This window comes from Embleya sp. NPDC005971 (genome assembly GCF_040629175.1).
Classification (GTDB): Bacteria; Actinomycetota; Actinomycetes; order Streptomycetales; family Streptomycetaceae; genus Embleya.
In genome coordinates this window covers 34914-48233 of sequence record NZ_JBEXUX010000072.1, presented here as the reverse complement: position 1 = coordinate 48233, position 13320 = coordinate 34914, and the positions used below count along the sequence as shown (strand labels likewise).

13 protein-coding genes are annotated in these 13320 nt (G+C 72.2%); 4 read left to right on the top strand and 9 right to left on the bottom strand.

Translation table 11 applies throughout. The features are described from left to right. Positions 1 to 103 precede the first annotated feature (103 nt). From ABZ374_RS40100 to ABZ374_RS40065, 8 genes are read right to left on the bottom strand one after another with little or no spacing between them, the layout of a single operon-like run. Entirely contained in the window at positions 104 to 1360 is a 1257-nt protein-coding gene (locus ABZ374_RS40100; RefSeq protein WP_360321645.1) for a GTP-binding protein, read from the bottom strand. Next, a complete protein-coding gene (gene cysD / locus ABZ374_RS40095) occupies positions 1360 to 2295 on the bottom strand; it encodes a sulfate adenylyltransferase subunit CysD (RefSeq protein WP_360321642.1) in 936 nt (311 codons plus the stop codon). Before cysD ends, ABZ374_RS40100 begins: the two co-directional genes overlap by 1 nt. Beyond that, positions 2292 to 2753 carry an adenylyl-sulfate kinase gene (locus ABZ374_RS40090; RefSeq protein WP_360321639.1) on the bottom strand — a complete coding sequence of 154 codons (462 nt, stop codon included), beginning with the start codon at positions 2751 to 2753 and terminating at the stop codon, positions 2292 to 2294. The genes cysD and ABZ374_RS40090 overlap by 4 nt, the downstream gene beginning before the upstream one ends. Next, the gene (locus ABZ374_RS40085) at positions 2750 to 4609 is read right to left on the bottom strand and encodes a M20/M25/M40 family metallo-hydrolase (protein WP_360321636.1); all 1860 of its coding nucleotides are present in this window, start codon (positions 4607 to 4609) and stop codon (positions 2750 to 2752) included. Before ABZ374_RS40085 ends, ABZ374_RS40090 begins: the two co-directional genes overlap by 4 nt. Positions 4610 to 4666: 57 nt before the next feature. Then, on the bottom strand, positions 4667 to 5863 hold the full coding sequence (locus ABZ374_RS40080; RefSeq protein ID WP_360321633.1) for an MFS transporter: 1197 nt from the start codon (positions 5861 to 5863) through the stop codon (positions 4667 to 4669). Further along, entirely contained in the window at positions 5863 to 6633 is a 771-nt protein-coding gene (locus ABZ374_RS40075; RefSeq protein WP_360321630.1) for an SDR family oxidoreductase, read from the bottom strand. Before ABZ374_RS40075 ends, ABZ374_RS40080 begins: the two co-directional genes overlap by 1 nt. A gap of 9 nt (positions 6634 to 6642) precedes the next feature. Continuing rightward, positions 6643 to 7638, bottom strand: a complete 996-nt coding sequence (locus tag ABZ374_RS40070; RefSeq protein ID WP_360321627.1) for a sulfotransferase — start codon at positions 7636 to 7638, stop codon at positions 6643 to 6645. A gap of 18 nt (positions 7639 to 7656) precedes the next feature. Then, complete coding sequence (locus ABZ374_RS40065; protein ID WP_360321624.1) at positions 7657 to 8550, bottom strand: family 3 encapsulin nanocompartment shell protein; 894 nt, start codon at positions 8548 to 8550, stop codon at positions 7657 to 7659. A 529-nt stretch (positions 8551 to 9079) separates the two neighbouring features. Between ABZ374_RS40065 and ABZ374_RS40060 the strand changes: the two genes are divergently transcribed. Next, positions 9080 to 10021 carry a LysR family transcriptional regulator gene (locus ABZ374_RS40060; protein WP_360321621.1) on the top strand — a complete coding sequence of 314 codons (942 nt, stop codon included), beginning with the start codon at positions 9080 to 9082 and terminating at the stop codon, positions 10019 to 10021. A gap of 71 nt (positions 10022 to 10092) precedes the next feature. Here the strand turns inward: ABZ374_RS40060 and ABZ374_RS40055 are convergent, their stop codons facing one another. Further along, positions 10093 to 10845 (bottom strand): SDR family oxidoreductase, encoded by a 753-nt coding sequence (locus ABZ374_RS40055; RefSeq protein WP_360321618.1) that lies wholly within the window; start codon positions 10843 to 10845, stop codon positions 10093 to 10095. 315 nt (positions 10846 to 11160) lie between these two features. Between ABZ374_RS40055 and ABZ374_RS40050 the strand changes: the two genes are divergently transcribed. From ABZ374_RS40050 to argC, 3 genes are read left to right on the top strand one after another with little or no spacing between them, the layout of a single operon-like run. After that, positions 11161 to 11343, top strand: coding sequence for a lysine biosynthesis protein LysW (locus tag ABZ374_RS40050; RefSeq protein ID WP_360321615.1), 183 nt, complete (start codon positions 11161 to 11163; stop codon positions 11341 to 11343). Positions 11344 to 11370: 27 nt separating this feature from the next. Then, positions 11371 to 12276 (top strand): RimK family alpha-L-glutamate ligase, encoded by a 906-nt coding sequence (locus ABZ374_RS40045; protein ID WP_360321612.1) that lies wholly within the window; start codon positions 11371 to 11373, stop codon positions 12274 to 12276. Then, entirely contained in the window at positions 12273 to 13298 is a 1026-nt protein-coding gene (gene argC, locus ABZ374_RS40040; RefSeq protein ID WP_360321609.1) for an N-acetyl-gamma-glutamyl-phosphate reductase, read from the top strand. Before ABZ374_RS40045 ends, argC begins: the two co-directional genes overlap by 4 nt. Positions 13299 to 13320: the final 22 nt, after the last annotated feature.

Below are 13320 nucleotides of genomic sequence, written 5' to 3'. Positions count from 1 at the left end.
GCGCATCCCGTTCCTGGTGGCCGGTCCGATCGGGGTGATCGGGCTGTATCTGCGGTTGCGGCTGGAGGACGGCGGTACGTGGGCGCGGGGGTGTCCTGCTCGGTCAGGCCGGGGTCTCGGCCATCCCCGCGGACAGCGTCGTCCCGTCGATCGGGTCGATCAGCAGGAACGAGCCCGTGCGCCGGGAACGCGCGTACGGATCGAGGACGACCGGCTCGACGGTGCGCAGCACGACCGTGCCGATGTCGTTGGCGACGAGTTCACCGGGGGAGGGCCGGTGTGCGAGGTCGTCGAGGTTCAGCCGCGAGGGGATCTCCTCGACGATCGCCCGCACCGTCCTGGTGGTGTGCCGCAGCAGCACCCGTTGGCCCGGCGTCAGCGGCCGTTCGTGCAGGTGGCAGACGGTGCCCCGAACGTCGCGGGTGGGGGCGGGCGCGGTGTCCTCGGGGGCGAGCAGATCGCCGCGGGAGACGTCCAGGTCGTCGGCCAGCCGGACGGTCACCGATTGCGGCGCCCACGCGGTGGCCACCGGTTCGCCGAGAGCGTCGATGCCCTCGACGGTGCTGACGCCGCCGGACGGCAGCGTGCTGACCCGGTCGCCCACCCGCAGCACGCCGGAGGCGATCTGGCCCGCGTAGCCCCGGTAGTCCGGGAGCTCGGCGGTCTGCGGACGGATCACGTACTGGACCGGGAAGCGTGTCGGGTCGCCGTCCGGGTCCCGGGTCACCGGTACCGTCTCCAGGTGTTCGAGCAGGGTCGGCCCGCTGTACCAGTGCATCGCCTCGCTCGGCTCCACCACGTTGTCCCCGGTCAGCGCGGAGACCGGGATCGCGGTGACCCGGGCCACCCCGAGCGCGGCGCAGTAGGCGCCGAACTCGTCGGCGATGCCCGCGAAGACGGTCTCGGACCAGTCCACCAGGTCCATCTTGTTGACCGCGAGCACCACGTGCCGGACTCGCAACAACGCGGCCACGGCGGCGTGTCGCCGGGTCTGTTCGACCACGCCGTGGCGCGCGTCGACGAGCACCGCGGCCAGCTCGGCGGTGGACGCCCCGGTGACCATGTTGCGGGTGTACTGCACGTGCCCGGGAGTGTCGGCGAGGATGAACCGGCGGCGGGGCGTGGCGAAGTAGCGATAGGCCACGTCGATCGTGATGCCCTGCTCACGCTCGGCCCGCAGGCCGTCGGTGAGCAGGGCCAGATCGGGTGTGTGCCGCCCCCGGTCGCAGGAGGCCCGCTCGACCGCTTCCAGTTGATCGGCCAGGATCGACTTGGAGTCGTGCAGGAGTCGGCCCACCAGGGTGGACTTGCCGTCGTCCACGGAGCCGGCGGTGGCGAAGCGCAGTGTGTCGACGTTCATCAGAAGTAGCCCTCTCGCTTGCGGTCCTCCATCGCGGCCTCGGACATCCTGTCGTCGGCCCGGGTGGCGCCCCGCTCGGTCAGGCGGGACGCGGTGATCTCGTCGACGACCTTCTCGACGGTGTCGGCGTCGGAGTCCACCGCGCCGGTACAGGACATGTCGCCGACCGTGCGGTAGCGCACGCGCCGGCGCTCGGTCGGCTCGTCCTCGCCCGGGCCGCCCCAGTCGCCCCGCGTCAGCCACATGCCGGCTCGGCGGAAGACCTCGCGCTCGTGCGCGTAGTAGACGGCCGGGAGTTCGATGCGTTCCCGGGCGATGTACTGCCAGATGTCCAGCTCGGTCCAATTGGAGAGCGGGAAGACCCGCACGTGCTCGCCCGGCGCGTGCCGCCCGTTGTAGAGCTGCCACAACTCCGGCCGTTGCCGACGCGGATCCCAGCCGCCGAACTCGTCGCGCAGCGAGAACACCCGCTCCTTGGCCCGGGCCTTCTCCTCGTCCCGCCGGCCGCCGCCGAACACCGCGTCGAAGCCGTGCCGTTCGATCGCGTCGAGCAACGGCACGGTCTGGAGCGGATTGCGGGTGCCGTCCGCACGCTCGCGCAGTTCGCCGGCGTCGATGAACTCCTGGACGGACACCACGTGCAGGCGCAGTCCGTGGCGGGCCGCCGTGCGGTCGCGGTACTCCAGCACCTCGGGGAAGTTGTGGCCGGTGTCCACGTGCAGCAGCGCGAACGGGGGCACTCCCGGCGCGAAGGCCTTGAGCGCGAGGTGCAGCATCACGATGGAGTCCTTGCCGCCGGAGAACAGGATCACCGGCCGCTCGAACTCCCCGGCCACCTCGCGCAGGATGTGCACCGCCTCGGACTCCATCGCCTCCAGGTGCGCGAACGGATACCCGTTGTCGGTGCCGTCGGCGCGGTTCGCCGCGACGGTCATGCCGATCCCTCCTCGATGAGCAGTGCGCGCAGCGTCGCCGCGGCCTCGGATCCGTGCGCCGGGTCCGCCGCGGTCGACGGTCCGGTCGAGTCCGCGTCGGCGCCCACCCGCACCTCCAGGTAGCGGGTCCCGCTCTCCAGGTGCCAGGCCCGCACCCGGGCCCGGGTCGCCGCGTCGGGGGCGGGCACCGTCACCAGCACGGTGGTGCCGTTGCGGGCCAGGACGTGTGCGACTCGGCCGATCCGCAACGCCTGCCCACGGCGATCGGCGCCGGAGGGCGTCGGGTCGGTGCCGACGACGCGGTCCAGGGCGGCATCGCTCAGGATCTCCACCCGACGGTGGGCGCGCCGCAACGAGCGGGCCGCGGCTCGGGCGAGCCGGTCCCGGTCCGCGCCGGGCGGCCCGGTGAGCCAGACGGTCGCACCCGGCCGGCAGGTGCAGTACGCGGGTGTGGTCACGACGCACACCACGCTCGGACGGCGGCGGTCAGGATCGTGCCCGCCGCGCGGAACTCCGCCGCGTCCAGCCGTTCGTGCGGGGTGTGGTCCAGCTTGGAGTCTCCCGGGCCGTAGGCGACCATGGGGATGTCGTGCCAGGTGGTGGCCAGTGTGTTCATGTCGCTGCTGCCCTTCTTGAGCAGGAATCGCGGCGTGGTCCCGGCGGCGCGGAACGCGCGTTGGAAGAGCTTCACCAGCGGGCTGGAGCGCGTGGTGGACACCCCCGGGGTGGCCCGGACCACCTCCAGCGCGATCGGCGCCAACGGCAGTGCGCGCAGCGCCGCGAGCAGGTCGTCCACGGCCAGGCCCGGCGGCACGCGCACGTCCACCGTCGCCTCGCCGCGTTGTACGTCGCCGCGGTTGAGCGCGTGGACGCCCAGCACCGCGGTGAGCGCGTCGGGGTTCAGTCGTTCCACCTCGGCGCGGACCGCCCGCAGTCCCTCGACCATGCGATCACCGGCCGTGCGTACACCCTTTCCGGCGGTGTGTTCGGTGTGTTCGGACATGCTCAGCCGCAGCTTGACCAGGCCGTAGTAGCCGATGGTGAGCGCGCCCGCGCCGCTGGGTTCGCCGATCACGACCGCGTCGGCGGGGTAGTGGTCGCGGGCGTGGAAGGCGCCGGCGCCGGTGATCTCCTCCTGCACGGCGCCGATCACGCGCACCTGCGCGTCGTTCGGCACTTCCAGGTCGGCCAACGTACGCAGGTAGGTCACCAGGCTCGCCTTGGCGTCCACGCAGCCGCGCCCGGTGAGCACGTCGCCGTCCCAGCGCACCGGCCAGCGGTGCGGCACGGTGTCCAGGTGGCCGAGCAGCAGCAGTCGGCGCGGGCCGGTGCCGCGCGTGGCCACCAGGTTGCCGGCCGTGTCGATCCGGGCATCGAGATCGTGAGCCGCGCACCAGCCGGCGAGATACTCGGCGAGTTCACGTTCGTCGTGCGAGACCGAGGACAACTCCACTGCCCGGGACAGGAGTTCGAGGTCGGGGTCGGGCGCGGGGGCACGCCAGAACCGGGTCGCGCGGGTGGTGTCGAGGGTGTGCGGACCGGTGATCGCCACGTCGCAGGTGCCGCCGAGGGCGATCTCCGCGGCCCGGACCTTGTGCCGCATCCGGCCACGCGCGTAGCGCTGTCCCTGTCCGGGCAACAGGTCGCGCAGCGTGCCGGTCCCCGCCTCGGGGTCGGCCAGCAGTCCGGCCGTGCCGGTGACCAGGCGCAGGTGGTCGGCGTCCAGGGCCCTCGCCGCCTCGGCGGCCAACACGTCGGCGTCCACGTTCAGCGCCACGCCCCCGTCGGCATCGGCGACCGGCGGGGACAGGCACACCACGTCGAAGGTGGCCAACAAATCCGTCAGGCGCGCCGTGTCGACCCCGCTCACGCGTCCCACGCGCTGATCGCGGACCACCCGGGTGCGGCCGTCCTCGACCACCCGCAGGGGGCCCACGGCGGTGGCGCGCACGAGGCCGGCGGTGCGGGCCGGGGCGGCGAACACCGACAGGCCGCGTCGGGTCAGCGCCTCGTCCACGCGCGGCAGCGTGAGCTGTTCGTAGGCGGCCAGCAGGTGCGGCAGCTCGGCGGGCGGACAGTAGCGCACGGTATCGCCCGAGCGCAGCGTCAACATCCGCACGTCGCGTCCGATCCGGGCGTAGTGCTCGGTGATGCCGGCCGCGCCGCCGGCGATCACCAGCAGCCGGGCCCCACGACGGCGCAGCGCGAGGATCTCGTCGTAGAGCGATTCGTGCGCGAGCGTCGCGCTGCCCAGCTTGAGCACGTACAGGGCGGCGTCGCGCGCGCGGGTGCTCCCGCTCGGTGCGGCGGACATGCGAGGACTCCTTCGGTGGGTCGGCACGCGTGTGGCCACGCGCGGGGGTCGATCACGTCACGAGGCCCGGGCCCGGTCCCGGCGCCGGGCCGCGGCGGTGCCGGTGTACAGCGAGCCCAGCGCGGCGACCGCGGCCAACAGGAAGGTCGCGGTGTAGCCGACCTCGGCGAGCAGCCCGCCGACCAGCCCGGCGAGGCCGACCGCGAGGTCGAAGAACGAGGAGATGGCGCCCAGTACCGCGCCGCGTTCGGATTCCGGCGGGGTGTCGATCGCGATCATCGCCAGCGCCGGATACAGCAGGGTGAAGCCGCCGCCGGCGATCAGCGCGCCGGCCGCCGCGACCCACAACGTCGCGGCGAACGCGATCAGCACCAGGCCGAGCGCCTCCACGCACGCGGACACCACGATCACCGGCAGCGCGCCGACCCGATCGGGCACCCGCCCCGCGACCACCCGCACGCCCACATACGCCGCGCTGAACACGCTGATCAGCAGCGAACCGTTGCCGATCCCGCGGTCCGTCAACGCCAGCGCCCCGAAGCTCGCCACCGCCGCGTATCCGAACGCGCCGAAGCCGAGCGAGAGGCCGGGCAGGATCGCGGCGCGCGGCAACAACCGGGCGGACGCCGCGACACCTCGGCGGGTGTCGTCGGGCAGTCGGATCAGCACCGCGACGGCGACGGCGGGCAACACGGCGGCGACCGTCCACACCGCGCCGTACGAGCCGGTCCGGTACGACACTTCGCCCACCGCCGGTCCCACCGCCAGGCCCGCCCACATCGCCAGTCCGTAGAACCCGACCACCTGGCCGCGCCGGTCGACCGGGGTCAGGGCCACCGTCCACACCGATCCGGCGGTGAACAGCAGGGCCTCGCCGACACCGAGCACGAACCGGGCCGCAAGCAACCCGAACAGGGTCGGCGGCAGCGCGTACAGCCCGCCCACCAGCACGATCAGCGCCGCGCCGAGCGTCATCACCGGGCGGCAGCCGCGTTGTTGGGCCAGCCGCCCGGCGTACGGCCGCACCAGCAGGGCCACCACGCCCGAGACCGTGAACGCGACGCCGACCTCGAAGGGTGAGCCGTGCAGTTCCCGGGTGACCAGTCGAGGGATGAGCGTGATCGCCGCGCCGATCGCGACGAAGGAGGTGAACAGGGCGAGCAGGACGCCGGCGAAGGTGCGCGCCCAGGGTTGCGCCGACCGGGCGCGGGTGCCGGCGGTATCCGCCCCGGGCCCGGACGCGGGCGCCGACATCAGCCGATTCCCCGCGAGTTGCCGCCGTCCACCACCACGACCGAGCCGGTGACGTACCCGGCCTGCTCGGCGGCCAGGAAGCAGACCAACGCGCCGAGGTCCTCGGCCCGGCCGATCCGGCCCAGCGGAATGTCCCGGGCGACCTCGGCGAGCCGTTCCTCGACCCGGTCGCCGTACTGCACGTCCAGGATGGGTGTCCGGTGGAAACCGGGGGCCAGCACGTTCACGGTCACCCCGGCCGCGCCGAACGTGTGCACCAGGCCCTTGGCGAAGCCGAGCACCCCGAGCCGGGCCACCGAGGAGAGCCCGCTGCCGGGGTGGGGTTGGCGCACCGACTCCGAGGTGATCATCACGATCCGGCCCCAGCCCGCCGCGGTCAGGTACGGCGCCGCGGCGAGCGCGAGCGACACGTGCGGGAGCAGGTTGCCGTCGACCGCCTGTCGGTACTGCGCGACGGTGAAGCTCTCCACCGGGCCGAACGGCACACCGCCGGAGTTGCTCACCACGATGTGCAGGGCACCGAACTCCTCGGCGGTGCGCCGGACCCAGCCCGCGGCGGCCTCCTCGTCGCGCAGATCGATCGAGTCGGCCAGCACCCGGCCCTTGCCGCACGCGTCGATCTCCTCCCGGGCGCGGGCCAGTTTGTCCGGGTCCCGTCCGCAGATCGACACGTCGGCGCCCTCCGCGGCCAGCGCACGCGCGACGGCGAGACCGATCCCGCTGCCGGCCGCGGCGACGAGCGCGGCGCGGCCATCGAGTCCCAGATCCACGGTCGGCTCCTATCGTTGCTCGGCGGCGGTCGCCGGGACCGGCTCCGCCGGTGCCTTCGTCGGGTGCGCCCGATCGCCGTGCCCGGGCAGCAGGGGATAGCCGTAGCGGCGCAGCAGCGGCGCGGTCAGTGCGGTGACGGTGGCCCGGTCGCGCGGAGCCAGTTCGGTGCGCCACCGCTCGTCGGGACGGATCTCGGTGAGGCCCTGCCGCAGTCGATCCGGGTTGCCGGTGACGGTGTGGTTGCCGCCCAGGTGCACCCGGCCCCGTGCGTCGACCGGCGGCTCGTCGTCGAGTCCGGCGAAGCGCAGCACGTCGGTGAGTACGTCCGCGGGCCGCGCGCACAGGTCCTCGTGGCGCACCCGCAGGTAGCGGCCCACGGCGGTGGCACCGACCAGTTCGGACGCCAGGTTGAAGGCGTTCCAGTAGCCACTGCTGCGGACCGGGCTCATCGGGTCGATGTACTGCTTGGCCCGCCGATAGGACAGCGCGGTGGCCCGGGGGTCGCGCACGATGTGCAGGACGCGCACGTCCAGGTCGCGGTGGCCGAGCAACGCGGCCGCCTCCGCCGGATACTTCGAGCCGTCCACGATCAGCCGGCCGGCGCCCTCGTCGACGAGCCGGCGATGGATGCGCGCGGTGCGGTCCAGGAGTTCGTCCACTCCCGGGGCCGCGGGCACCTGTCCGCGGGCCTCGGCGAGCCGGGTGCGGACGTGCCGGGTGCGCAGCAGCGCGTGTTGTCGCATGGCCGTGCGTCGCGCGGTCGCCTCCGGCCCGGTGCCGTCGCTCTCCTCCAGCACACCCGACCACAGCGGGCACGTGCGCAGGCTCGCGCCGCAGCCGCAGGTCGAGTTGCTGCCCCGGCCCAGCACGCCGTTGCGCCACAGGTAGTGCAGTTCGCCCACGTGCCGGACTTCGGGCAGTTCGCCCAGAATGTTGCCCAGGAGCGTGCTGCCGCTGCGCATCCAGCCGGTGATGTACAACACGCGTGGGGATCGGTCGGCCATCGCGAGCACACTCCTTTCTCAGTCGCGGGTGAGCAGCAGGAAGTGCTGGGGTAGGTGAACGGCCAGGCCCACGCGGGTGGTTGCCTGTACCACGTCGCCGCCGTCGGGTCCGACGCCGCGACGCAGCGCGAGCGCGGCCACGTCCGGGACGAGCAGGGTCGCGGCGGCGCGGAAGTCGCCGAGCAGTACCCGGTCGCGCGGGATCATCCGGGTCCGGGAGATGGTCACGCCCGCTCGGGCCAGCAGGTCCAGCGTGCCGGTCTTGACCAACTCCCAGTAGGTGAACGGGTGTACGACGATGCCGTCGCACGAACCACCGGTCTCCTCGACCTCGGCGGCGGCGCCGGTCAGGTCCTCGGCCAGGTTCGCGCCGAGCCGGCCCTGCCGGCTCTCGGGCAGCGTGAGCAGGCCGGGAATCGCCTTGTCCTCGCTGCCGTGCAGCAACGTCTCGTTCTCCACCACGGACAGCCGGACCAGCACGCGGTAGTCCACGAAGGACGCGAGCAGCGCGGGCTCGTCGAGCAGCCCGCGGGGGAGCGGTACGGACACCGTCAGGTTGGTGAGTTCGGCCTGCTCCAGGCGCGGCACGAAGGCCCCTTCGGGGGTGCTGCGATAGGAGGTGCCGGCCGCGGCGCGCGTGCGGGCGGGCGGCTCGTGCACGTACGGCACCCGACGGTCGGGCACCGACGCGCTCTTGAGCAGGTGCCGCACCGCGTAGCGCGGTCGGGTCGCGAACAGCGGGAAGACCGCGGGCAGATGGGCCCGGAACGGGACCACCCGATCCTCGGCGGCGGGCACGCCGCCCATCGCCCAGGCGAATTCCTCGCCGGGACTGCGGGTGCGCAGCCCGGGGTCGGCGAGCGTGACCCGGACTCCCTGCTCGACGGCGGGCGCGGCGGCGGCTCCCTGCATGGCGACTCCTCGGCTGGATTCGAACTCGGGAAGGTGCCCGAGTAATCGACATTAGGCGCGATCTCCACCGCAGGGGGTCGCCGTCGAACGCGTGTTTTTATGACCCGGATAAGTGCGCGTGATTCCTCCGGAAACGCGGGCCGGTGCATACTCGACGAAATGGCCGTCGGCGCCGCGTCGGCAAACGCCCGGTTTTGTGGTGTCGGTCCCCACCGAATGCCCGTTTGCCCGTATGCGCATCGCGCACGACGCACGTCGTCTGCCCGCTCGGCGCCGGATCATGCCACGCGATGGCATATTCGCATTCGGCCGTGAAAACTTCATGCCGAAGACGTGAAACGTACCGTGGAACGGCCTGCCGGCGCCCCGTAGGCTGGTTTCGGCCGGCCATACGACGCCGAAGGCACGGAAGCCGGTGGGGTGCAATGTGTCAGGTTTATAGATCTTGTTGCCGCACAGCATCACCTTGGCCCCGTTGCCACCCGAGCGTCAGGTGTGTGGCAAGACCCTTCATGGATGTGAGTGGAGAATGCATCACGACCTGCAAGTCAATCGACTGAGGGCTCTGTTGACCGTGGTCGACCTCGGCGGTTTCCGCCGGGCCGCGGAGGCTCTGCACATCACCCAGCCCGCCGTCAGCCAGCAGATCCGGCAGCTCAACGGTCTGATCAAGGGTCCGATCTTCACCTCGACCGGGCGCAACCTGCGGCTCAGCCCGCAGGGCGAGGAACTCCTCGGCTATGCCCGGCGGATCGTCGCGCTCAACGACGAGGCGGTGGAGCGTTTCGTACCGGCCACCGGGCACGAACGGCTCTCCATCGGGATCGTCAATCAACTCGCCGAGGCTTTACCGGAGTTCCTTCGGCTGGTCACCCGCAGGTTGCCGCAGGCGCAGGTGAGTGTGCGCACCGGCCTGAGCGAGGTGTTGGAGACCCAGGTGGCCACCGAGCAACTCGACCTGGCGCTGCTCCTGCAGACCCGCTCGGACGTAACGGTCGCCACCAGTCGCGGACTCGGCCACCTGCGGATGGACTGGTTCGGCCAGCCGGCGCACGGTGAGAACGCCGCGCTGCCGCTGACCCTGTTCACCGAGCCGTGCACCATGCGCGCCCGGATCGTGGACGCGCTGGACGCCTGCGACGTGCCGTGGCGGATCTCCTACGAGGGCCCCGAGTTGGTCGGCCTGCGCGCGGCGGCGAAGGCCGGTCTGGGGGTCGCGTGCCTGGTGGCCAACGGGGACGAACTGTGGGACCTGCCCAAGGCGGTGCGTCCCGGGCTGCCCGCCCCGCCCGGACCGTTGCCGGTGACGATGGCCTTTCCCTCCGCGCTGGCCCCCTCGAACCTGCCGGCCATCGCGGAGAAGGCCTTTCGTCGGGCTCTGCTCGGCTATCCGTTCGTGGACGCCCCGCCCGCCCCGGAGCCGGGCCGCGCGGACCGCGGCGACGCCGGCCGGATGCTCGCGCACCGGTAGCCGGCCCCGTGCCGCGACCGGGACGAAAGCCCGGGGCGGGCGCGGCCCCGCCGGGTTTCACCGATGGCCGGCTAACCGCGGCAGGCGGCCGCCGCGCCGACGTCGCCGCCGTGCGCGTCGAAGACCAGACCGGTGACGGGCGCGGCCCGCTCGCTCGCCAGATACGCGGCCAACGCGCCGAACTCGGCGCGCTCCCGGCCGCCTTCGCCGCGGATGCGGTCGGCCACCCGAGCGATCTCGGAAGCTGCCCCGGGATCGCCCCACAACCGGGGGCCGGCACCGGGCCCCGCGCCCGGCACCAGCACGTTGGCCGTCACGCCGGTGCCGTCCAGAGTGTCCACCAATCCGCGCAGATAGCCGATCAGGCCCATCCGGGCGAGGCCGGACAATCCCTCGCGCCCGTGCGGGCGACGCGTCCTCGCCGGCGCGATCAGCAACAATCGGCCCCAGCCGCCGCGCTTGACGATGGGCAGCGCGGCCAGCGTCGCGCTCACGTGCGGCAGCAGGTTCGCGTCGATCGCCGCGCGATAGTCGGCCAGCCGGAACCCGTCCACCGGACCGGGCGTGATCGGGCCGGAGTTGGTCACCACGATGTCCAGACCGCCGAAGTTGTCGGCGGTGCGGCGTACCCATTCGGCGACCGCGCAAGGATCGTAGGGGTCCACCGGCATGCTCAGCACGTCGCCCGGCCCCAGCGCGTTGACCTCGACATGTGCGCGGGCCAGCCGGTGCGGGTCCCGGTCGCAGATCGACACGTGCGCGCCCCGCACGGCGAGGCCCTTGGCCGCGGCCAGGCCCACACCGGCGCTCGACGCCACGACCATGGCGACACGGTCTCGCGGTCGAACAATCATGATCGGGCCCTTCGGTGTCATTCTTGCGGCGGCGAATCGCCGAGGCGATTCCATCCGGGAAATACTAATCGCGAAACGACCGGTTGTACCGGAGCCGGCAAGCAGGGCTGCTTATGCGAAAATCCTTCCCGGTTATGACGGGTCGACCATAAGGGTTCGCTTTCGGTTCGATCAGATTTCCTCATTGGAATTTACCGGGGAAATCGCGTTACGGTTTATCAGTGGCAACCAGCCGCCCGGGTCGAGATCGCCCGGATTTCACCGCCACAGTCGGAGGTCGAACCCATGCAGCAGGCCGTGCACGCCCCCGAGTGTCCCGAATGTGCGACGACGGTGACGCTCGACGAGGACGCCAGGGTGAGCGAGATCATCGAGTGCGTGGACTGCCGGAGCGAGTTGGAGATCGCGTCCGTGGAGCCGCCGAAGGTCGAGCTCGCGCCCGAGGTCGAAGAGGACTGGGGCGAATAGTCGGAATCGGAGGGAGGGATTCGGTCGATGACTTCGATCCGATCAGCGGTGAACCGGTCGGCGACAACGACGCCGGCCGCGTCCCCGCGTCTCGCCGTGCTCGCGTCCCGGGTGCGGTTCGAGGAGAAGAGCATCATGACCGCCCTCGACCGACGCGGGATCGCGTTCGAACACCTCGATCCCCGCACGCTGTTCGTCGCGAGCGGCACGTCGTACACCGGTCCCCGGCTGGTCCTCAACCGCGAGGTCGGGCACTTCCGGGCCCTGTACGCGGCGAGCGCGCTCGAATCGGTGGGGGTGACGGTGGTCAACAGCGCCGCCGCCACCCACCTCGCCGGCGACAAGTGGCACACCTCGGCGGCCCTGCTCCGACACGGGCTGCCCACGCCCAGGACCGCGCTGGCGATCACGCCCGACGCGGCCCTGGCCGCGCTCGAGGAGATCGGATATCCGGCCGTGCTCAAACCGCTCGTCGGCTCCTGGGGGCGACTGGTCACCCGGGTCACCGACTCGACGATGGCCGGCGCCGTGCTCGAACACATCGCCGCGATGCCCTCCCCGCAGTCGCACGTGGTCTACGTGCAGGAGCAGGTCGCCAAGGCCGATCGCGACATCCGGATCCTGGTCGTGGCCGGCCGAGCGCTCGGCGGTACGTACCGCCGAAGCACCGAATGGCGCACCAACGTGGCGCGCGGCGCGGTGAGCGAACCCCTGGCGCCGAGCGCCGAGCACGCCGAACTCGCGGTCGCCGCCGCGGCCGCCGTCGGCACGGAACTGGCCGGAGTCGATCTGATCGAGGACCTGGAGGGAGGACTCACCGTGCTCGAAGTCAACGACCGGGTGGAGTTCACCGGACTACAGGGCGCCCACGGCCGCGACCTCGACGTGGCCGGCGCCATCGCGGACCTGCTCGCGGCCGGGACGCGGACGTGATCCGGGTCGGGGTCGTCGGGGCGGCCGGATACATCGGCGGCGAGCTGCTGCGGCTGCTCACCGTGCACCCCGGGGTCGAACTCGCCGCCGCCACCTCGCGCACGCTGCGCGGCAGGCGGATCGACGGGGTGCACCCGAACCTGCGCGGGCGGACCGAACTCGACTTCTGCTCCGAGGAGCAACTCGACTACTACGACGCCCTGTTCCTGGCCACCCTGCACCGCGAGACGATGCGTCGGATGCCGGAGTTCCTGGAGCTCGCGGACACCGTGATCGACCTGTCCGGGGACTTCCGCCTGCACGACAAGGACGTGTACGCCGACTACTACGGCGTCTCGCACACCGCGCCGGACCTGTTGGAGACGTTCGTCCCGGGACTGCCCGAGTTCCACCGCAGGCGACTGCGCACGGCGCGGCGGATCAGCGTACCGGGCTGCATGGCCACCGCCGGGATCCTTTCGCTGGTCCCGCTCGCCGAGGCCGGGCTGATCCGCGGCGAGGTCACCATCGACGCCCGCACCGGCTCCAGCGGCTCCGGCGCCAAGGCCGGCCCGGAGAACCTGCACGCCGAACGAAGCGGCGCACTGCGGGTCTTCGCTCCCACCCGGCACCGACACGAGGCGGAGATCGCCCAGGCCGCCGGGCTCTCGGTACGGATGACCGCGACCGGGATCGAGGCGATTCGCGGTGTGCAACTCGTCGGCCGGGCCCACCTGGTGCCGGGCGCGGACGAGCGCCGGGTCCGCGCCGCCTACCGCTCCCGCTACGCCGCGGAACCCTTCGTGCGTGTGGTCGCCCACCGGCGCGGCATGCACCGCTTTCCCGAGGCCAAGATCCTGGCCGGCTCGAACTTTTGCGACGTCGGTTTCGCGCTCGATCGCGGTTCCAGCCATCTCACCGTGATCGCGGCACTGGACAACCTGGTCAAGGGCGGTGCCGGCAACGCGGTCCAGTGCCTGAACGTCCGGTTCGACATGCCCGAACGGCTCGGCCTGGAGTTCACCGGGCTGCACCCGAACTGAACGTCGGAATCGGCGACATCGC